Raw genomic sequence first — 22,146 nt, 5'->3', positions numbered from 1 at the left:
AAATCTTATGTAGTTGTATTTGCATATCTTATATGTTTTGAATACAAAAATATACATTAAAAGTCATCAGCCTAATTTAAGGATTGAGCCTATTTTTTATACCGAAATTTACATTCCCAAAATTTATATACAAAATGGGATATCTTTTTAGTGCAACAGAAATCTTATTCCCGATTTATTTTAAAGAGTATGTTAGTAAATTATTCCCTAATCAATTTTATCTCAGGGATACACAAATCCATTCCAGAGGATTTTTTACTGTCATTAACAATGCTCAAATTATTATAAAACCAGAGTATCGTAAAAATATTCAACAGTTGATATTGACAAATAAAGAGAATATAATAAAAATGGCTATAAAAAAGTCCAAAAGTACAACTCCTGCATTCTCTAAAACTAATCTTTTTCCAGTGAGATATATAAAAGTTTTTATTTATGAAAGAGACAAAAGAATTAGACATTTAAGATTTTCTGGAATCCCAGATGATATGATTTGTACCATTGAGGTAAATAATACAAAAACAATTTTATCAAATGATTTTGATGGTATCCCACAACAAATAGGTCAGTACAGAATTGTATGGAATCAAAAATGGATTGAACAGCAAAAAACTAAACATTTTACTGTTTAAAATCTTTATTCAATTTTAAACAATCTATAAATACTGAACTTTATCTGCAAACATCCATACTAAAACAAATATCCATTACCCAAAATGAAATTAAACTTATATCAAATAGATGCTTTTACCGATAAGGTTTTTGGTGGAAATCCTGCTTGTGTTGTTCCATTAAATAATTGGCTTCCTGATGAAATTTTATTGAAAATTGCCCAAGAAAATGCAGTTGCTGAAACTGCTTTTTTTGTAAATAAGACAGACAAAATTCACTTGCGTTGGTTTACGCCCGAAATTGAAATGGATTTATGCGGACACGCTACTTTGGCAACTGCTCATTGCTTAATAACACTGTTGAATTATCCAAACGATACCATCATTTTTGATACTTTAAGTGGCGACCTGACGGTAAAGGTTGATAAGGATTATTACCAAATGAACTTTCCTGCAAGAATGCCCCTGAAAGCCGAATTGCCAGCCATCATTGAACAATCTTTGAATATCAAACCCAAAGAAATATTAAAAGCAAGAGACTTTCTTTTGGTTTATGATACTGAAGCGGAAGTAAAAAATATCCAACTCAACAGACAAATTTTTGACCAAATCAACCTTGACCCCGGTGGCGTAATTGTTACAGCAGTTGGAGATAACTGTGATTTCGTTTCAAGGTTTTTTACGCCCCAAGCATCCATTCTTGAAGACCCTGTTACAGGTTCTGCCCATTGTTCATTAATTCCATTTTGGGCAAGCAGGCTCAACAAAAAAGCATTCACAGCCCAACAAGTTTCTAAAAGAGTCGGAAAACTATTTTGCGAATTAATGGATGATAGAGTACTCATCAGTGGTCAAGCTAAAACGTACTCTGTTGGTAGTTTATGGATGGAATAAGTTGATTGGTTTTTCTATTTTTTGAACAACTGAGGCAACTCAAACATTATCAAAATAAATTTAAGTTATTAATAAAATTATTTTCGCAATGGGCGGTAAATACACCACCCATTGCGAAATCACCTACAATTCTTTCACCTTAATATTTCTAAAAGCCACCCCTTTCGACCATTCTTGAAGGGCAATTCTACCAGCGGTATTTTTACCGAATATCGGAAAATTCTTAAAATAGCTATTGCTGACCATATTTTCCCACGTTTCAGCGGTTAAATCTTGTTCGGCTGTTAGTACGCCATTCAAATAAAATTCAATTTTCCCGTTGTTTTGTTTGATATTCGATTCGTTCCATTCGCCAAATGGTTTGAGTTTTGCTATATTCTTTTGGGGTGCAAAACTATATAAACAGGCAGACCATTTAGTGGAATCTTTTAAATAGTCTGCTCCAATATTTTCGTGTTCGAGTAGCTGATATTCTGGCCCAGAAGCCCAAGCCGTCGGAATTGTATCTTGCTCAATTACATTGATAAAAACACCACTGTTACCTGCTTTTGAGATTTTCCATTCAAATTTTAAATCAAAATTTTTATAAACTTTGTCTGAAACCAAATCGCCATGCAGTAAGTTTATCGAATCTGGAATACACACTAATTCTTCGTTATTTACCATCCAAGTCGAAGGTGCTTTTGCTTGGTTGTATAAATGCCAACCGTTTGTGGTTTTTCCATCAAAAAGCAAAGTCCAACCTTCTTCTTTTTCTTGGTCACTTAATTCATTATTAGCAACTTTTTTTTCAGAACATGAACCTAATAGTGTAACGATTAAACCAAACGAAAGTAAGGAAATGATTTTCTTTTTCATAAAGCTGTATTTTGATTGTTTAAGAATATTTTTTCATTCAAAAATACAAATAACGTTCTAAGATTATGACCCGCTTAGTTAGGAAAGACCCGTTATGATTGACCAATAGTGTAAGTATTAAGCGAAGCGTCACTTATACTTATGTGTAGTATTTCTTTTAAAACTGAAATGATTGAAAAGTCCAAGCCACAGGCTTGAACCAGTAAGAAAATTTAATTGGAATTATATAACTTCAACGTTTAGAAGCGAATGTTTACAAAAAATAAGTATATTTCTATCCTAAGAAACAACTGTGCAAAACATCAATTGCCAATCCTAAAACCAAAGTAAGCTATGTTTGAAAAAAAAGATTACACTCAACTGACGCTCGAAGAGTTACTCATTGAAGAAAAAAAGATGAAGAAAAATGAAAGTTTCACACCAGTATCAATAGGTATATTGGTTGGCACAATGCTTTATGGACTTTTAAAAAATGGCTCTGGTTTCTTCTTCATTAGTATTCTGATAATCTTGATAGGCGGAATTTATCAAAATTCGAAGATTCAAAAACAAAATCTTAAAGATATTCAAGCAGAAATCAACAACAAAAATGGGGAAAAAGATAAATAAACCCTTGTCAATCAATGGGGGTGGACTTAAGTTCACCCCTATTGATTACTGCTCCATCACCACCACATCACTTTTCCTAGAAACTGGCAAAACAGTTAACTTTTGAATCTTTCCATTTTTCACGATGCCTTCAATCGTTGTGTTGTAAGGTGCATGTAATTTGAATTGAGCATTCCAATCTTTTGGCCAAGCGGGTAATAAATAGATTTTTTTATCATCCACTTGCATCAACATTTCTTGTAAACCAATCATTGCCGAACCGCCCCAATTATGGTCGGGTGTCCAATCGAAAGCTGGTCCCCAAAAAGTAGGAAAACGATGATTGGCATCTTTGAATTTCTCTCTTGTCAGTTCTTGTGCTTCTTCTTTCAAGCCTAAACGTGCCGCAAAAATACTGTGCTGTCGCCAACCGATATGCGTTCGATATTGCTGCACGTGTGGGTCTAAACGATAAGTATTAATCGCCGTTTCAAGATTCGATTTTCCAAGTCCATAAAGTCCCCAAGGATACACAGGATACAATTGTGGTGCTTCCGAATTCTGGATTCTTGCCCAAGTTTGCGCTGGTGCCAGCGTTTTATGTCCATCTATTTCTTGCAAAGGAATCGGCGGAATACGTTTTAACATCATCGTCCATTTTTCCTTGCTAGTACTGTCAATGTATTTTTCAGGAAGTTCAATCACTCTTGATAAAATTACTTTTAATGCTGAAATCACTGTCGTAGAATTATAAGTCATCTTATAGCTTTCTGCCGCTGAACTTGGGTAAAAAATGTATTGTCCTTGTTCATCAAAGGTTTTTGCACCACGTTTTTTGGCTAATTGCTGATAATGTTCATCATAAAAAGTAAGGCAACTTTCTATAAAAGGCACATACTCCGAAATATCTCTGCCTTCATATCGCTCGGTTTCTAGCATCATCAAACAGAATTCAAAAACGGTTTCCCATTGATATTCTAACCAAGCGTTATACTCCATGCCTGCATCGTAGCCTTCTGGTCGCTTCAAACCATATTCAAAAATATTGGGTAAACCAAAGTTTTCAATTTGCTCAGTAAAACAAGCCCCTGCATGATTCCAATAGACTTTACTTCTTAATTCCGCATTTTTCAGCGAACGTAAATAAAAATCAAATTGAGGTTTTAGCATATCAAAATCCCCATTTTTAAACATCGGAAAATAAACCAAACGCTGGTTTTGTGCCGTCATCGTTCCGCCTCCCCAAAGTCTGAAATCTACCGAAAAAGGATATATTTTATCGACATGGGCAGGGTCAAAAGTAAATAATCCGCCATTGAATTTAGTTGGCCATCTGCCATAAGCATTGCAAGCTAACTGATAACGAAAGAGTTGATAATTGCGAGAAACAGTACTGTCTTTCCCTTCGATGTAGATATAACTTCTGTTCCAGAAATTCTTCCACCAAGTAATGGTTTGCTGAAAAGCTTCTTTTTTATGATTTACTGCTTCGATTAAAATATTGTTTAATCCTTTTTGCCATTCTTCAAAAGTTTCGGTTTGTGCCACATGCAAAGCAATATCAATTTGCTGTGAACGACTAGCCTTGATACTTTCCAGTGACCAAGCTTTAAAATCAGTATCGGCATATTTTCCGAAAGTATTACCTGCAACTTTTAGATTTTTTCCTGTGATGATTCCGCCAAAAGTATTGTTTTTGATAGGATTGTAAAGTTGGTCTTTCACCGAATTCATCCCTTCCATTTTCACGGTATAATCAAAAACGTTTTCTACGTCACTCCTATTTCTGTGGTAAAAAAGAATGTTATTTCCTTGAAAATCAATATTATCTTTAAAAGTTTTTACTTCAAATTTCTGTTTTACTTTATAAGAATTGGCTCTTAATTCTTTTGCATCTGTAATAAGATGGTCTTCGTTTCGCCAAGATTCAAAGGAAGTTTTTAGCGTAATGGCTTTATCACTTTGTAAATCAAGATGAACAACTGGACGAAAAACATCTACCCAAATTTTCAATTTAGTTTTCCCTGACGAAATACTCACAAAACCTTCTTCTAAATGTAATTCCTGTTTAAAATCAGAAGTGTTAAAAGGGTTGGAAGACAATTGAAGACGAACACGACCAAGCTTGAGGAAAGTATTATTTTCATCAAAAGTACCGCTTCTGGAAAGGTAAAAAAGAACATCACCATTTTCAACCCAAACGTTCAACCCAATATCACCACCGCCACAAGGCATTGATTCTGACGAGTTTTTACTCTGACTATTCCAAACGACATTGTAATCACTTATAGATTTATTTTGTGCTTTTAGGCTCAAAAACAAACCAATAAAAACTACTAAAAGAATATATTTTCTCATTTTAAACGTCTCCTCTGCTACGATTTTATACTCTTGTTAATTTTACGGGTGCTGTGTGATTGGCATTCCATTGACAGATGTACAAGTTTTTGTCTTCATCCACACAAACATCATGTCCATGTTGGAAAATAGGATTTGTCGCTTGTAAAGTAGCTTGCAAAATTCCATTTTTATAGGTTGGTGCTGTTCCTCCCGGACTAGAAACTACTTTATTATTTTTATCCAAAATGGTCACAAAACCAGAATCCCCTCCTAATTTTTGTCCGTTAGCATCCTTTGACCAACATACTCCTGCATAAATATTTTCAGCATCAAGTACGGGGCGACAAACGTACATTCCCGGCAAATCTACTCTTTTGATAAACTTTCCATCTAAAGTGAAGAATTTAAAGCAATTTTCATCACGAGAAGTACAAATCAATACTGGATTATTTTTGTCTCTTAAATCAATCGCCACACCGTGAGCATTGTACAAATTATGTTCTTTATTTGCATTATGTTGTCCGCCAAAATGACGAATATACTGCCCTCGACTATTGTACTGAATGATATAATCTGAGCCATAACCATCAGCCACATAAATATCTCCGTTGGGTGCAACGGCTGTTTCGGTTGGCATAAATGGCTGATTATCTTTATAAATACCAATGGTACGTGGGTGACCGATTGTAAAAATTACTCTTCCATTCAAATCAGTTTTTAGTACTTGTCCAGCTTGAGGATTCCATTTTCCAGTTTTATCTTGATACCAACCGCAATCTACAATCAATAAAAAATCTTCTCCACCTTCTTTGGTCAATGTTAAACCATGACCACCTGGAAAAGCAGTTCCCCAAAAATCAAGGAGTTTGCCTGACTTATCAAAAATTAAAATATTGTTTCTGACATTATCACCCAACATAATCAATCGCCCCTTGCTGTCTTGCACCATTTCGTGGCAATTGAAAATTGGATTTGAATTCGCACTGATTTTTGCCCAACTTTTATCTACTTTATATTTAAAATCTCCGTGACCAATGATTAATTCTTCCGCTTTTTTATCTTGGTGCAAGATAGAAAAACCAAAGTTTGAACTCGACAAAGTAGTAGCCGTAGCGAGCGTTGTATTTTTAATAAAATTTCTTCTGGTTGTCATAGTTATTAGGTTCTGATTTTTTTGAAATTAAGCTAAAATATCCTTCACTACTTTTCCATGAACATCCGTTAGGCGAAATCTTCTTCCTTGAAATTTATAAGTCAGACGTTCGTGGTCAACACCCATCAAGTGCATCAATGTAGCTTGAAAATCATGCACATGAACAGGGTCTTTTACAATATTATAGCTAAAATCATCCGTTTCTCCGTAGCTCAACCCAGCTTTTACGCCAGCTCCTGCCATCCACATGGTAAAACATCTTGGGTGATGGTCACGACCATAATCATTCGCACTCAGTTTTCCTTGCGAATAAACCGTTCTGCCAAATTCACCGCCCCAAATCACCAAAGTATCTTCTAGCATTCCTCTTCTTTTTAGGTCTTTGATAAGTGCTGCTGTAGCTTGGTCAGTGCTTTTACATTGTTGGGCAATTCCTTGTGGCAGTCCACCATGTTGATCCCAACCTTGATGATATAATTGTACAAACTTTACATCTTTCTCCAACAATTTTCTGGCTAAAAGGCAATTCGCCGCATACGTTCCCGCATCACGACTATCAGCACCGTACAAATCAAATACTTCGTCTGGTTCATCAGCTGTACTCATTACTTCTGGTACAGAAGTTTGCATACGATATGCCATTTCGTACTGTGCAATTCTGGCTTCTACTTCTGGGTCGGCATAAGTATCATTTTGCAGTTTATTGAGTTTAGAAAGATAATCCAACATTTCTTTCCGGTCTTTGCCATCATATCCTTCAGGGTCATTTAAAAACAAAACAGGGTCTTTGCCAGACCTAAACTGAACACCTTGATGCTTGGAAGGCAAAAAACCATTTCCCCACAAACGGGCGTAAAGTGGCTGGTCTTTCTGACCATTTTTAGAAACCAGTACAATAAAAGTAGGTAAATTCTGATTATCAGAACCCAAACCATAACTCACCCAAGAACCGATGGATGGTCGTCCTGGAAGTTGATTTCCTGTCTGAAAAAAAGTAATGGCAGGGTCATGATTGATGGCTTCGGAGTGAATGGATTTAATAATACACAATTCATCTACCACTTCGGCAGTGTGCGGTAATAATTCACTAATCCACGTTTGGTTTTGCCCATGTTGATTGAATTTAAAAGCAGAAGGCACCATCGGCAATGCACTTTGATTGGCACTCATGCCCGTCAATCTTTGTCCTTTTCTAACAGAATCTGGTAAATTTTGTCCTGCTAAACTGATGAGTTTAGGCTTATAATCAAAAGTTTCAAACTGCGAAGGACCGCCACTCATAAACAAATAAACTACTCTTTTGGCTTTGGGAGCAATGTGTGGCAAAGCCTTTAGAATTTCGTCTTCAAGATTAGGAGTACTTTCTTGAACAATCTTTTTGGGCGAATCGAAAAAGCCCGATACACCAGTCAGCAATGAGCCAACTGCCAAAGAGCCTAAACCCAAAGAGGTTTTAGTCAGGAAATTTCTTCTGTCTAACTTATTATGTAAATGGTTGAATTCTGGCGTGTGAAGCCTAAATTCTTCGTCATGATGATGTGCCATTTTCTATCTTTTGGTTAAAGTAGCATCAGAATTTAAAATTGTATTCGCCACCACAGCATTGGCTGCAATCAAAGAAGTATCCATTTTTTTATCTACTTGATATTGTCCAGCCTTCAAAATGCCTCTTGCTTTTTGGGGATTTTGCTGAAACTTCGCCAACGATACTTGTTGAAGTTTTGCTAATAATATTACTTCATTACTTTGTGGAATTCTTCCTGTTAGCTTTCTATAAGTATCAATAATTGCTTTTTTAACATCTGGAATTCTTGCCATCTGCTCACCCATTACTTTACTCGCTTCCACAAAAGTTGGGTCGTTTAATGTTACCAAAGCTTGCAATGGCGTATTTGTTTTTTGTCGTCTCACTACACAAAAGCTTCTTGAAGTAGCATCAAAAGTAGCTAAAGTAGGATTCGGAACGGCTCTTTTTACAACAACGTATAAACTTCTACGATAGACCGATTTCCCAGAATCTGCCTTATAAGTAGTGTTATTAATTTCCCAAAGACCTTCGGGCTGATAGGGTTTTACACTTTTCCCACCAATCGTAGGATTCAGCAATCCGCTTGCCATGAGTGCATTATCTCGAATCATTTCTGCCGACATTCTGTTGACTGGCCCATGTGCCAATAAACGGTTTTCAGGGTCTTTTTCCCTAGCTTCTTTCGTCGCACGGGAATCTTGTCTGTAAGTAGCCGACATCACGATTAATTTATTGAGCTTTTTAACATCCCAACCCGATTCTCTGAAAGTAATCGCCAGCCAATCTAATAGTTTTGGATGCGTTGGCATTTCTCCTTGGTTTCCAAAATCCTCTGTAGTTTTTACTAAACCAACGCCAAAGAAATTTTGCCAAAAACGATTTACAGCTACTCTTGCCGTCAGCGGATGGTCTTCATGAGTAAGCCATTGAGCTAAGCCCAAACGATTTTTAGGTAAATTTTCAGGATAACTTAAAATAGATTCTGGTGTATTAGGAAATACTTCTTCTCCAAAAGCATCATAATTCCCACGAAGTAAAATATGTGCTTTTTTAGATTTGGGCGTTTCTTGCATCACCATCAACTCATCAATTTTTTCTGTTGAATCTGCCAAAGTAGTCCGCAATTGTGTTAATATTTTCCTTGAGTTTTGTAATGCTGGCGAAACAGCTGATAAGTAATATTGCTTCAAAGCTGCTACTTCTTGAACCGAAAGTTGATTGCTATTTTTATTGGCTAAACTCGACCAATTAGCTTTTCGAGCCAATATTTTTAATTCATAAGGACTCAATACACGGTTATAGACTGATATGTCATCAACTTTTCCATTTTTGAAACCTAAACCACGCCACCAAGCACCAATTTGCAAGCCCGGTTGTACATCAAAACCAAACAAAATATCTTTGGTCAATTGGTCTGTCGTGGTTTCCATCGCCATTTCTTCACCGTTTTGATACAACCTAAAGCCATTTGCTTTTGACGAACCATCATAAGTAATCGTCAATTGAATCCATTGATTACGAATGACTGGCTGTTTTGAAATTTTTGTAATGGCATTTGATGGAGCAGTGTGTGCCATGTTTATTTCTAAACGATTGTTTTTCAAGTACAAATGATAGCCTCTGAAATTATACAATCTTTCTGCTTGACTCTTGTGTAGAATTACTCCTTCTTTCAAATCTTTTGGAATATTCACCCAAATACCAACAGAAAATGCTTGAGATTTTCGGAAAACACCCACTTGGCTCAAATCCAAAAAAACATCGCCATTCATCAGCATTGATTTTCCGCTCGCAGTGTTTTCAAAAACAGGTTTATCGCCCAATTGTCCCGATTCTCTTTTCATCACACCCACTTGTTTTGGGTTTGCTAAATTTTTCAAAGAACCGTCGTCAAAAGTAAAAAATGCCTGCAAATTCGCCTTTGGAATACTTTCATTCGCAAGATTTTGATAGCTTTTATTGGCGAGCCATTGCTGAAAATTAGGATTTTCTTGAGTAACTGTTTGGGCAATTACTTTTTCTTGTTGGGCAATTTTGGTATTGATAAAATGAAGTATTTGTTCTTGTTCCTTGCTTGGCAACATCATCGTTGGCGTAGGCAAGGCATCATCCCAAGAAATTTGTCCAGCTTCCTTTACATTGTTAAAAAAGCTGAATAATTGATAATAATTTTTCTGAGAAATAGGGTCATATTTATGGTCATGGCATTTGGCACAGCCAACAGAAAGCCCTAAAAAGGCATCGCCAAATGTATTGGTTCTATCAATTACATACTCGGTTTGGAATTCTTCTTCCACAATTCCACCTTCCATATTTTGCTGATGATTTCGGTTAAATGCCGTGGCAATCATCATTTCTTTGGTAGGTTTTGGCATTAAATCTCCAGCCAGTTGCCAATGCACAAATTTGTCGTAAGGCAAATTTTTATTGAAAGCATTAATGACAAAATCACGGTAAGGTGACATATCTCTCAATCTATCCACCGTATAACCTTGTGAATCTGCAAAACGAGCTAAGTCTAGCCAATCCACAGCCATTTTTTCACCATAATGTGGCGAATTCAGCAATCTGTTTACTTGCTTTTCGTAAGCGTTTGAAGTATTATCTTTTAAAAAAGCGTCTATTTCTTGTACTGTAGGCGGTAACCCTGTTAAATCGAGCGATAAACGACGCAATAAAATTTCTTTGGGTGCTTCTTTTGAAGGGACTAATTTTTCTTGACTCAATTTCTCCTGAATAAAATTATCAATCGGATTGTTAACCAATTCTTCATTTTCTACTTCAGGCACATCTGGCATTTCTGGCTTCACAAAAGCCCAATGAGGTTTATATTCAGCACCTTTTTTTATCCATTGAATTAAAATTGCCTTTTCTTTGGCACTTAAACTTAAATGCGATTCAGGAGTGGGCATTACATAATTTGGGTCGTCGGAAATGATTCGGTGGAAGAATTCACTATCTGCCAAATTGCCTGGATTAATAGCAACTTTGTTCGGGTTTTCTGGTAAATCTCCATACGCAAATTCAGCTAAATCTAATCTTAACCCAGCTTTTTGTTTAGCCTTATCAGGCCCATGACAAGCAAAACACTTATCCGAAAGAATGGGTTTTACATGAATATTATAATCCAATTCATCTGGGATTTCTTTCATGACGACTTCAACCTCTTCGGGCAATTTCGGCGAACAGGAAAGTAAAGTAAAATTTGCCAAGAAAATTAATATCAATAAGAGTCGGTTCATTATCATAAAATTGAGCAAACAATCCTACAAATCTATAATACAATATATTATTAATATTATACAAAACTGACGAATATTTTCACAAATCCGACTTTTATGAATATTTTTACAAAAAGAATTTAAGCAGATAAAATAAACAAAATGCTCAGGAAATCATTAAAAAATACTTTTTCCCTCTTAAATGCTGATTACATAAAGTTGAACAAAACTTGGAATTTCAAACATGTAATTAGTCCATTTTATAGAATGTATTTGATAGATGAAGGCGAAGGTTTACTTTTTAATGCACAAGAAAGTCAAACTTTAGCACCTAATTTTTTATACTTGGTGCCAAGTTTTACCATTTGTAATTATCAATGTAATGATGCTTTGAGCCAATATTATATACAATTCATTGAAGAATCTATTGATGGAAATGCCCTATTTTCGAATCATCGAAAGCTCTTCAAAGTACCTGCTGAAGCCCAAGATTTTACACATTTCAAAAGACTATTAAGCTTGAATAAAGGAAGAGGATTATCGCAATCTAACAACCCAAAAGATTATGAAAAGTATCCAATTCTTCAAGAATTTAAACAGCAAAATGATGCTTTAGAAGCTTCCGCTTTGATGGAAACTCAAGGAATTATTATGCAATTACTCTCTCGATTTTTGGCAAGAGAGTATTTTGATTCTGAAGAGAAAACTGTTATTCCATCCAAAATTTTAGAAACTATTAATTATATTCAGACTCATCTTGAAGAAAATTTAACGGTTGAACATTTAGCTGACCGTGCGAATTTAAGTCCAGATTATTTTTCCAGAATTTTCAATGAAAATACAGGAGAAAGACCGCTGAGTTATATACAATTTAAACGCATTGAAAGAGCACAATTACTAATGATTACTTCTGATTTACCACTTTTGGAAATCGCCAGCAAAACAGGTTTTGAGAGTTTATCTTATTTTTCAAGAACTTTCAAACAAGTAACGCAACAAACACCGAGTGAATATAAAAAGAATAATCGTGTGGTGTAAATCACTCATTTTAAGCTAATTGTTCATTAGTTTTTATTGTTGATACTGTTTTAATTTTTTTCGTTTCATCAGATTTATTCAAAATAGTACTGGCTAAAACAATACTTATCAAAGCTGTTAATAACCAAAAAATATCAACAGCAGCCACATAGTATTGCTGATTAACAAGTGTTTTCCAAAGCCAATCGCCTGTTGAAATTCCATTTGAAATTGGCACAATCAAAGATAAAAAGCCATTGATGTATAAATATCGCTTTGTTAAGATTGATTCATTTTTCGCAAATAAACCCAATATCATCAACAAAAGCCAAGCACTAAAAAAGCTGGTATTTACCCAAAAACTATGGTTTGTTAATGTCATCGGGATAAATCGTTCAGCCATAAATAAAATAGCTGTGGCTGGAAACAAACCAAAACAAATAGCTAAATACCAAATAGTTACTCGATGATGAAATCTTTTTTGTTGCTCAGAATATTCTTTTTTGTTGCGGGCTTCTTTCCAAATTAGTACGCCACTGATGATGATAAAACAAGTAATTAATGCTAAAAGAAAGAACATGATTTTTAAGGAAATTCCACCAAATTCTGCAAAATGCATTGTTCCGATTGCTCCTAAAACAGCTTGTGTATAAGTTTTTTCTTTCGGCAATACTTCCATTACTCTTTTACCATCTTTCAATGTAACGCCTACTACTCCATTACCATTAAAAATAGTTTCATCTTGCAAATAAGCTGTTAAAATAGCGTCTTCTCTTCCTAAATGTTTAACAGTAACCCTCGTTACTTCAATATCAGGAATAGTTTTATAGAATTCATTCACTGTGCTATTTATGGTTTTCAGGTTTGTACTGATAGGTGATTTCTCGTTTACTTCAATCACTCTGTCAGGTCTGAATGCGGCGAGTGCTGCTTTCTGGTCACCATTAAAAAAAACCAAAGTGGCGGGAGCTAACAGTAAAATTGATAAACAATAAAATGCTCCAGTAACGGCATACATCATTTGAAAAGGCAATCCGATAAGTCCGAAAACGGTATGTGCATTCGTCCAGATTTGTTTCCAAGTACCTCTGATTGAAAAGCCATAAAATTTTGTGATGATATTTCGCCAATGAATCAACACCCCTGTAATACTCGCAAACAAAAAGAAAAAAGCCACCAAACCAGATAAATACGAGCCAATTAATGGAATCTGGCTAAAATAATGCAAACGAAATAAGGTTTCGCCAATGGTTGTAGTTCCTTCTTTTTGGAATTTTCCTTCTGAAACTTTCAAAGTTTTATTTATAGGATGATACACCAATTCCAATGACTCGGCTCTTGCCTTTTTAACTTCATTCTTCGGATTTTTATTTTTTCCAACCTTATCTTTCATCGAAACCCAAACTGTCGTTAAAGGTTCTTTGGCTGTTCCAGGTCTCATAATTATATCTTTTTCTGTATTTACATCAGGATATTGTTGTTTTAATTTTTGTATTATTTGGTCATATTCAACAGCATTTTTTGTTAAACGAATTCTTGCTTCTAGGTTTTCCCATTGATAAAATTCACTTCTGAAAATAGTGAATGCTCCCGCAAAAAATATGATGTACAAGGCAAAGCTTATCACAATTCCAGCGACAGTATGTGTATGAAAAAAAATATTAAATGCTCGATTTGATAGTCCTTTTAACTTCATTTTAGCGAATTAAGTAAATAATTGATGAACAAATTAGAATTCCTACTAAGTAAATCCCCCAAATTTTCCAGCCGTTTTTAGCTAAAAAAGCAATGGCAAGCAGAGCTGCCCACAGTAAAAACGCTGTAAAAGTTCCCGTAAGCATTACTGCAACTTTGTTTTTAAAAAGGATTCCTAACAATAAATGAATCGCCACTGAAAGGAATAATCCGCCTAAGATTCCTGCCGATGCTTTCAAAACTCTTTGCCCTGAAGTTGATAAGTACTCTTTTTTAGCTGGCATAACTGAAAAGGTTTAGAATGAGTAAACAATGAACAAAAACCAAGAAAGCGATAAACCATTTTTTTCCTAAAACAGCAAATAATTGACAAACAGATGCCAATAAAACCAGACTACACAAACTCATTAACAAACCCATCATCCAGCCCCATTGGTTAATGAAAATGGCAAGTCCAATGATACAAATCAATAAACTGATAGGTTTTTGGTAAGATAAATTTGGGATTTGTATATTCTTCGGAAAGTATTTGGTCTCAGAATAATACAACAAAATTCCCATTAGATTAAAGTATATAGCTATCATAAAAATATTTTTTACAAATATTATTTTTATTTAGACTATTTCCAAACAATGTCCTAATTTTGTTGCACAATAATCCTAATCCAAAAAATGAGACTAATTTTCCTCTTTACGCTAATGACCTTTCAGCTATATGCACAACAAAGTGTGGTTGAAGGGGTAGTAAAAGATACAGAAGGACATGTATTATCATTCGTTACTGTATCCTTGAAACATTCAAAAAATGCAACTATCACAAATACGGATGGCTATTTTAAATTATCTAAATTACCTTTGGGCGAACAGACTTTACTTTTCAGTGCAGTGGGTTTTCAGAGTATCGAACAAAAAGTACTTGTAGGTAATTCTCCTAAAAAATTGGATGTCCAGTTAACATCTTCCACGAAGGAACTCAATGAAGTAGTGGTAAAAGCAACCGCACAAACCAAAGTTCAAGAAACAAAAGCATTATCCATTAAAAGCATCGAAATCAAAGATGTGATTAATCAGACTGTACTTTTAACAGACGTATTGGATAAAATTTCAGGTGTTAGAATTCGTCGTTCAAGTTCTTTAGGCGAAGCTTCTGATATTTCAATCAACGGTTTAAGAGGCAATGCCATTAGGGTTTATATTGATGGTATCCCGATGGAATTTATGTATCCATCTTTTGATATTTCTAACTTACCGCTGGGCAATATCAAGCGTGTGGATGTCTATAAAGGCGTTTTACCTGTTGATGTTGGTTCTGACGCATTGGGTGGCGGAATCAATATTATCACTGAACAAAAAGCCTACAATACGTTAAAGGCTTCTTATAATATTGCTTCTTTCAACACTCATCTGAGTGACGTAAATCTTGGTTTAGCCAACAAAAACAATTATTTTTTGAATGCATCATTGGGCTATAATTATTCTGACAATAGTTACAAAATGAGGGCTTTGGTCTATGAAACTAATAAGTATGAACAAGTAAAACGCTTTCATGATACTTATCGCTTTTTGTACGGAAGCCTTACTTTGGGGACACATAGCAAAGCTTGGGCGGATGAATTCAGGGTTTCGCTAAATCTTTCTGGTGGAGATAAAGAAATGCAAAATGGTGCCAGAATTACCAATACTGCCATTGGTGAAGCAAAATATACAGCAAAAAATTTATCGGCAGTATTGAAATATGAAAAATCATTCTTGAACGAAAAAATTTGGTTGCGTACTCTTGGTAATTTCACGAAGCAATCTTTACGATTTGTTGACACCACGACAAACGTATATAGTTGGAGCGGTAGCATCGTTGGAAAGAACCAAGCGGGCGAATATAGTTTGGGAAATAGCATTAATTACAATGAAGGAATCACTAACAGAACCAGCATTGAATACAGAATCAATGAAAAACATAAATTATTGCTGTCTAACCTTTATGCAAAACAAAAGTTAACAGGAACAGATTACTTGAATGAAAATGGGGAAATAGATTACCTCACCATTCCTCAGTATCTGACTAAAAATATCGGTGGTTTGCAATACGAAGGTCTTTTTGGTGAAAAAATTACTTTGTCGGGAGCGGTAAAAAAGTATGATTATATACTCGACGGTGCAGAAAACAATACTTTTTTATTGGTAAAAAAGAAAGGGAATTTTTGGGGCTGGAATGCGGGTTTAAAGTATAATTTCAATGAAAATACTTTCTTGAGAGCCTCTTTTGAAAAAGGTTTTTTAATTCCTCTTTTCTATCAATTTGTGGGAAATGGTGGCGATATTCTTAGAAATACTGACCTTTCGCCAGAAAGTAGCGATAATCTAAATATTGGACTTTCATCAAACCATCAAATTGGAGAAAACATTCGCTTAAGTACTTCATTAAGTGGATTTTATCGTCAACAATATAATATCATTTATTTAGGAAGTTCCGTTTTCAGAAGATATGAAAATGCCGACCAAGTACGCACTTTAGGCGGTGAAGGAGACATTTCACTTTGGTACAAAAAAGCAATCAACCTCAAGGCAAACCTTACTTTACTCAGTAAAACCTTTACGGCTGTTTTGGATTCACGCAATAGTTATTTAATCGGAACGGCTTTCCCAAATTACCCAACCACCTTTGGCAACGTAGAATTATCTTGGCAAAAAAGTAATTTTTTGAATCAAAAAAACCAAATACGATTCTATACTTTTTATAATTATATCGGTGCATTTAATCACATTTTGGTGGCAGCAAACAATTCTCCATCAACCACGCCAGATGCCTATGTACCTGTTCAGCACCGTGTTGATTTAGGTTGTTCTTACAAACTAAGTAAACAAAATTTAACCCTTTCATTCAATATTCAAAACCTATTGAATGCAGAACTCTATGATAACTTCTTAGTGCCTAAAGCGGGCATTAATTTCAACGGAAAAATCATTTATGAAATCAATAATTTTTAATAAACCCATGAAAAAAACACAATTATTACTTTTCGCTGCTCTTCTGTTTTCAATAAGTGCTTGTAAAAAAGACGAGCCTGTAACGGAATCCACATCACTTTATATGGAAGAAGGCTATGTAGTTAGTTCTCTTTCGGAATCAACAGCCAGTCGTGCTTATTATGTTGGCTATTACAGTAGTACTCCGGAAGAAAACCTTGATTTAACAACCAAATCTTCTTATGAATACTTCTATCCAAGAGCTACTTGGAAAAATTTTATGTTTGGGCAATCGCTTAAAGGAGAACAAACGCTTTCTAAAATAGCGGTTTCAAAAGCGACAGGTTTATTGACCGAAGTTGCTTCAATTCCTCTGCTAAGTTACGTTTGGGATGTTGAAATCATTAATGAAAATCTTGGCGTTTATACTACGGGCGTAAACCATTCGGTACATTTGTTTAATCCAACAACGATGGAAAAGTTGGGAGATATTGATATGTCTAAAGCGAAGGATTTCCCTGCAAATGAGCGAAATAATTATAACACCATTATTTATAGAAAACAAGATAATAAGTTGTTTCTTCCACTTTATACAGACAATACTAAAACGGGTTCTTTTTATGATGCACAGGATGTTTATGTTGAAGTAATCAATTTGACTACGAAACAATGGGAAAAAACCTTGATGATGGAACAAGCAATGTATCCAGTATCAAGAGGTTTAGAGAATAGTATGGTCGATGAAACTGGAAATATTTATATTTTAACACAAGGTTCTTATGGACTTGATAACCAACTTGGCATTAATGCAGCCAAGCGTTCTCGTCCGCAAATTCTGAAAATCCCAGCAAACAATACTGAATTTGATACTACCTATAAATTTAATCCTGTTGATGCAATTGGGCTAAACTCACTCTTGGTACAATTAGCAATGGGTACAATTTATCATGAAAATGGCATTGCTTTTGCCGCAGTTTCTGGACAATCAAACTCTGCAAGAGTATTAGAATTAGTAGGAAAATTGGCGAACGGAACAATTACAGCCGTGGAGTATCAAGAATTATCGAATAGCGTATTTAATGACCCAGACCAACGTTGGGTAAAGTTGGATTTGAATGCAAAAACAGCAAGTATAATTCAAGATATTCCTCTAACTGCCGCTTATGCCTATCCATTTTCGTATAAATATGACGGCAAATTTTACTTCAATGTAAACAATACGAGTTTGGGTTTAAATGGCTTTTATGCTTACGACCCAGCGACAGGAAAAGCCACAAAAAGTATTAATATCGCTAAAGGAGGAATGACAAATTATTTCATTAAACTAAGCAAATAAACCTTTTACTCAGATGAACAATTCACAAAAAATAGTAACACTTTGGATATTATTCGTGGTGTGTATGATTCTCCATTTCAATTATCACGTTGGTGAACTTTTTTATGGAGTTGATATTAAAAGACCAAATGCCAATGGTGTTGTTCCCACAAGTGCCGCCATTATCAGATTTGTCTTTGAAATATTACCGATGATGCTGGTGATTTTCATACTTTTTATCGAAAAACCAATCATTCGCCAAATCAATTTTTATCTTTCAATACTTTTTAGCTTGGCAAACTTGGCTCATTTAGTAGAAGAATTTATGAGTCCAAAACTGGATTTATCTCAACTGAACTTACTGAGTTTTGTTTTTATCAGCAGTTTGTTATTGAATCTGGCAAGTTGGCGATGGATAAAAGAAAAAGAGTAAAATCAGCTTTAATTTAAGGCTAGGTTGATTAAAAAATAATTTCAATATAATCTTGTTGTTTTTTATTTAGATTTAGTCTAATTTCACACAACGATTAGAGTATGAAGAATTTAACACAAGTACACAATCAATGATTTGTGCTTGTGTTAAATCTGTTTTACACCGTTCAAAAATTTAGGGGATCAATCTGTAAACTATATCATTAATAGTGCATGGCATTATCAAACATTAATACTGTTAAAAAATCCTTTCAGGAATTTCTTGATACAAAAGGATACCGCAAAACGCATGAGCGACTAACAATCCTAGAGCATATTTATGAAAGAAATGACCATTTTGAAGCGGATGAATTGTATTTGGCTTTAAAGCAACTGAATTATCATGTTAGCCGAGCTACAGTGTATAATACCCTAGAATTACTTGTTGAAGCAGAATTAATTATTAAGCATCAATTTGGGAATAAAATTTCTTCAAGATACGAAAAAGCTTATGGAAGACGTCAACACGACCATATCGTATGTGTTGATTGTCAAAAAGTTACGGAATTTTGTGACCCAAGAATTCAGAATATCCAGAATATGGTCGGAGAGTTTTTTAATTGTGAAATTCTTCATCATTCTCTCACTTTTTACAGCAAATGCAAACAAGTTGACTGTAGTGAAAGAATGAAGATGAATCTTAAAGAACAAAATCCTGAAAAGTAATATTGGTCTAAAAATGTGTTTTTAGTAATTCAAAGCCATTTTTAAATCTAACTCATCCTGCAAAAGTCCGTAATTATTATAAAGTGTTTCGATTTCTTTGGTGACTGAAGCAGTAAAATTACCCACTTTTCTGCGAGTAAAAGTTGAAATATCTAATCCTCTTTTTTGTAAGAAGTATTTTGAAACTATAGGATATACGTTGTGCATTACATCCATGTTATCAATCAAAAATTGTTGTACTTTTGCTACTTCACTTTGTTGAGATTCGTCTTCATAATTATCGCAAAGCCACACAATCAACTCAGGAAAATAATTCCCTTGAATACAAGAAAGTCCAGCTGAACCCGCTTTCAGTGTATCCACAGCATGAGCCATATAAGCATCGTACAAACCAAATTTATATCCCTCTGTCAGCTTAATTTTCTCTTTTACTTGTTCAATATCCAAACAAGTATCTTTGTGATAAATTACTCTCCCAGTTTCAACAAAACCCTGTAATTGTGTAGGAGAAAGTACTCTTTTATAAGGAACGGGGCATTCATAAAAGCCTACAGGAATTTTTTCTGTTTTATCTAATAAAGCAAAAATTCTTTCATTAAATACTTCATCGGCATCGTTTTCATCCGCTAACAAACTGGTTATCAAGATGACAGCTTCTGTTCCAGTATCGTTTACTCTCTTTACAAAATCCGCTTGTTTTTCGATTGCTCCACCAAAAGTTCCAGTTGCTACAACAGGAACTGCTCCATTCACTACTTTAATAACGTGCTGTATTGATGCAATTCTTTCTTGATCTGAAAGCTCAAACATTTCACTAGATAAGCAATTGGCAAACAAACCGCTCGCTCCAGCTTCTAAATAGATTTCTGTGAGTTTTGTTAAAGCATCAAAATCAATGTATCCGTTGTCATTAAAAGGCGTAAGCATGACAGGGATAAAACCTTTTTTCGATTTTTCCATCGTGATTAAATTAGATAAGTTGTTCTCTCAATGAATTTCAACGGTTAGCAAAACAATTACAGCCTTTCATTTGAAACCAAAAGAGCACAGAATTTCAGGGTGAAAAACACTAACGTTTACACCAAAAATTTAAAAGATTAAATATTATTATTTCTTTTTAAGCTCGTTTTTTAAGTTTTGTAATAAGAATTCCTGAGAGAAAAATGCTTAGTGTTCCTATTACGATAATCATATTTTTATGGAGTGTATTTCTTAAAAAAGCATACTCTTCTGGCAAATTTGAAGAGAATGTCATCCAGATAATGACTAAAATTCCAATAATCGTTGCTAAAAATGCTTCATGGTTTTTAGTTTGACGGCTGATGATTCCTAATAAAAATAAACCTAACATTCCCGCTGCAAAGATTCCTGATAATTGCCACCAAACATCCAAAATACTTTTTACGCCAATCATCGCAATTCCCGTTCCCATTCCCAACAAACCAAATACAACCGTAGCTATATGAAGTAAATTCATTTGTTTCTTTTCGCTATTGTTTTTACTGATGTATCGTTGATAAATATCTACAGAAAAAACCGTTGCCGATGAATTCATCCCTGAACTGATAGTGCTCATTGCCGCTGATAAAATTGCGGAAATAATTAAGCCCATTAATCCCGCTGGGATTTTCGTTACCATGAAATGTGGCATTACTTTATCGCCATAATCTGCTGGTTGTAAAGTTGCCATCATTGCCTTAATTTCTGTTAGCGATGCCTTGGGCAATCGCTCAAGTGCTACTTGGTGTTTTACAGCTTCAATCAGTTCCGGGTTTACCTGATAATAGGCAAATAAACATGCACCTATTACAAAGAAAATCAATGAAGCCGGCACGTATAACCACACACAAAGCCATAGCGATTTTGACGCTTCTTTCACCGATGTTGTTGTATGATAGCGCTGTATATAATTTTGATCCATCCCAAAATTATTGAGGTTGATAAAAAAACCGTACAACAAAACCACCCAGAACGATGAATCCACAAAATCAAGCGAAAAACTGCCTAAGCTAAACTTATTATTAGCAACACCAATATCAATGATTTTACCAACTCCGCCGTCCATTTCGTTGATAATCAGGTACAAAATCAAGATTGCACCAAAGGTTTTTATCACTGCCTGAACTACTTCTGTCCAGATAACTGCCTCAATTCCACCTAAAACGGTGTAAATAATGATACAAACACCCATCACCAACATAATTACTTCCATTGAATAACCTGTAAGTGCCTGTAAACTAAGGGCTATTCCAAAAAAAATGGAACCCATTCTAGCCAATTGTGTTAATAAAAAACAAACAACGGCGTAAGTTCTAGCCCATGCACCAAATCGATGTTCGAGGTGCGTATAAGCGGATACTTCTCCCGTATTTCGATAAAAAGGCACAAAATACTTCGACGCAACCCAAGCTGCCAAAGGCATCGACAAACTGAATACAAAAGCATTCCAATTTGAACCAAAGGCTTTGCCCGGTACACCTAAAAATGTATTGCTACTCAAGAAAGTAGCATAGATAGATGCTCCGATTGCCCAACCTGGAATTTTACCAGAGGCTGTTGTAAATTGCTCAGCGTTTTTATTCTTTCTCGAAAAATAAAACCCTACCAAAACCATCCCTATTAAGTAGATAATAATGATGGCTAAATCAAAAAATGGAAGGTTTTTCATGTATGCTAAATCAGGATTGTATGATTATAAAACTGTATTTTGTTCTATATTCTACAGGACAAATATACAGTAGTATTTCTCTGGTTATTTATAGGATTTTTCTTTTGTATTATACGATATTATCTTCTTCTGAAAATTTTTGCTGATTTTTTAGACA

General features: G+C 34.8%; 18 protein-coding genes. 8 read left to right on the top strand and 10 right to left on the bottom strand.

Going from position 1 to position 22,146, the window contains the following annotated elements; all coding sequences use genetic code 11:
• Positions 1 to 134 precede the first annotated feature (134 nt).
• Together HNP25_RS12010 and HNP25_RS12005 are read left to right on the top strand one after the other, a co-directional pair.
• Positions 135 to 632, top strand: a complete 498-nt coding sequence (locus HNP25_RS12010; protein WP_184134430.1) for a hypothetical protein — start codon at positions 135 to 137, stop codon at positions 630 to 632.
• 84 nt (positions 633 to 716) lie between these two features.
• On the top strand, positions 717 to 1,505 hold the full coding sequence (locus tag HNP25_RS12005; protein ID WP_184134429.1) for a PhzF family phenazine biosynthesis protein: 789 nt from the start codon (positions 717 to 719) through the stop codon (positions 1,503 to 1,505).
• A 123-nt stretch (positions 1,506 to 1,628) separates the two neighbouring features.
• Here HNP25_RS12005 and HNP25_RS12000 read toward each other — a convergent pair whose 3' ends face one another.
• Positions 1,629 to 2,363, bottom strand: a complete 735-nt coding sequence (locus HNP25_RS12000) for a 3-keto-disaccharide hydrolase (RefSeq protein ID WP_184134427.1) — start codon at positions 2,361 to 2,363, stop codon at positions 1,629 to 1,631.
• 333 nt (positions 2,364 to 2,696) lie between these two features.
• On the opposite strand from HNP25_RS12000, the gene HNP25_RS11995 reads away from it, so the two are divergent.
• Positions 2,697 to 2,972, top strand: a complete 276-nt coding sequence (locus HNP25_RS11995; protein WP_184134426.1) for a hypothetical protein — start codon at positions 2,697 to 2,699, stop codon at positions 2,970 to 2,972.
• Between the two features lie 45 nt (positions 2,973 to 3,017).
• On the opposite strand, the gene HNP25_RS11990 is transcribed toward HNP25_RS11995, so the two are convergent.
• Genes HNP25_RS11990 through HNP25_RS11975 form a run of 4 tightly spaced genes read right to left on the bottom strand, consistent with a single transcriptional unit; the run spans position 3,018 to position 11,214 of the window.
• On the bottom strand, positions 3,018 to 5,309 hold the full coding sequence (locus tag HNP25_RS11990; protein WP_184134424.1) for a DUF5703 domain-containing protein: 2,292 nt from the start codon (positions 5,307 to 5,309) through the stop codon (positions 3,018 to 3,020).
• Between the two features lie 25 nt (positions 5,310 to 5,334).
• The gene (locus HNP25_RS11985) at positions 5,335 to 6,444 is read right to left on the bottom strand and encodes an NHL repeat-containing protein (protein WP_184134423.1); all 1,110 of its coding nucleotides are present in this window, start codon (positions 6,442 to 6,444) and stop codon (positions 5,335 to 5,337) included.
• Positions 6,445 to 6,471: 27 nt separating this feature from the next.
• Positions 6,472 to 7,989: a DUF1501 domain-containing protein gene (locus HNP25_RS11980; RefSeq protein ID WP_184134421.1), complete on the bottom strand. Its 1,518-nt coding sequence runs from the start codon at positions 7,987 to 7,989 to the stop codon at positions 6,472 to 6,474.
• A gap of 3 nt (positions 7,990 to 7,992) precedes the next feature.
• A complete protein-coding gene (locus tag HNP25_RS11975; RefSeq protein WP_184134419.1) occupies positions 7,993 to 11,214 on the bottom strand; it encodes a DUF1553 domain-containing protein in 3,222 nt (1,073 codons plus the stop codon).
• 141 nt (positions 11,215 to 11,355) lie between these two features.
• Between HNP25_RS11975 and HNP25_RS11970 the strand changes: the two genes are divergently transcribed.
• Positions 11,356 to 12,231 (top strand): helix-turn-helix domain-containing protein, encoded by an 876-nt coding sequence (locus HNP25_RS11970; RefSeq protein WP_184134417.1) that lies wholly within the window; start codon positions 11,356 to 11,358, stop codon positions 12,229 to 12,231.
• A 10-nt stretch (positions 12,232 to 12,241) separates the two neighbouring features.
• Here the strand turns inward: HNP25_RS11970 and HNP25_RS11965 are convergent, their stop codons facing one another.
• Genes HNP25_RS11965 through HNP25_RS11955 form a run of 3 tightly spaced genes read right to left on the bottom strand, consistent with a single transcriptional unit; the run spans position 12,242 to position 14,490 of the window.
• Positions 12,242 to 13,906 carry a PepSY-associated TM helix domain-containing protein gene (locus tag HNP25_RS11965; protein WP_184134416.1) on the bottom strand — a complete coding sequence of 555 codons (1,665 nt, stop codon included), beginning with the start codon at positions 13,904 to 13,906 and terminating at the stop codon, positions 12,242 to 12,244.
• A gap of 1 nt (position 13,907) precedes the next feature.
• On the bottom strand, positions 13,908 to 14,189 hold the full coding sequence (locus HNP25_RS11960) for a hypothetical protein (RefSeq protein ID WP_184134413.1): 282 nt from the start codon (positions 14,187 to 14,189) through the stop codon (positions 13,908 to 13,910).
• Positions 14,179 to 14,490, bottom strand: a complete 312-nt coding sequence (locus HNP25_RS11955) for a hypothetical protein (protein ID WP_184134412.1) — start codon at positions 14,488 to 14,490, stop codon at positions 14,179 to 14,181. Before HNP25_RS11955 ends, HNP25_RS11960 begins: the two co-directional genes overlap by 11 nt.
• Before the next feature lie 87 nt (positions 14,491 to 14,577).
• Between HNP25_RS11955 and HNP25_RS11950 the strand changes: the two genes are divergently transcribed.
• The 4 genes from HNP25_RS11950 to HNP25_RS11935 all read left to right on the top strand — a co-directional run bounded on the left by HNP25_RS11950 (position 14,578) and on the right by HNP25_RS11935 (position 19,321).
• Positions 14,578 to 16,890, top strand: coding sequence for a TonB-dependent receptor (locus HNP25_RS11950; protein ID WP_184134410.1), 2,313 nt, complete (start codon positions 14,578 to 14,580; stop codon positions 16,888 to 16,890).
• Between the two features lie 7 nt (positions 16,891 to 16,897).
• Positions 16,898 to 18,205 (top strand): hypothetical protein, encoded by a 1,308-nt coding sequence (locus tag HNP25_RS11945; protein WP_184134409.1) that lies wholly within the window; start codon positions 16,898 to 16,900, stop codon positions 18,203 to 18,205.
• Positions 18,206 to 18,218: 13 nt separating this feature from the next.
• Positions 18,219 to 18,617 carry a hypothetical protein gene (locus HNP25_RS11940; protein ID WP_184134407.1) on the top strand — a complete coding sequence of 133 codons (399 nt, stop codon included), beginning with the start codon at positions 18,219 to 18,221 and terminating at the stop codon, positions 18,615 to 18,617.
• 212 nt (positions 18,618 to 18,829) lie between these two features.
• Entirely contained in the window at positions 18,830 to 19,321 is a 492-nt protein-coding gene (locus HNP25_RS11935) for a Fur family transcriptional regulator (protein WP_184134406.1), read from the top strand.
• Positions 19,322 to 19,342: 21 nt separating this feature from the next.
• On the opposite strand, the gene HNP25_RS11930 is transcribed toward HNP25_RS11935, so the two are convergent.
• Both HNP25_RS11930 and HNP25_RS11925 read right to left on the bottom strand, forming a co-directional pair.
• Entirely contained in the window at positions 19,343 to 20,281 is a 939-nt protein-coding gene (locus HNP25_RS11930) for a dihydrodipicolinate synthase family protein (RefSeq protein ID WP_184134404.1), read from the bottom strand.
• A gap of 157 nt (positions 20,282 to 20,438) precedes the next feature.
• Positions 20,439 to 21,989, bottom strand: a complete 1,551-nt coding sequence (locus HNP25_RS11925) for a sodium:solute symporter family protein (RefSeq protein ID WP_184134402.1) — start codon at positions 21,987 to 21,989, stop codon at positions 20,439 to 20,441.
• Positions 21,990 to 22,146 lie beyond the last annotated feature (157 nt).

The organism is Arcicella rosea (genome assembly GCF_014204325.1).
GTDB classification, from domain to species: domain Bacteria; phylum Bacteroidota; class Bacteroidia; order Cytophagales; family Spirosomataceae; genus Arcicella; species Arcicella rosea_A.
Note: the sequence above shows the minus strand (reverse complement) of the source record. Positions and strands in the feature narration are given on the sequence as shown.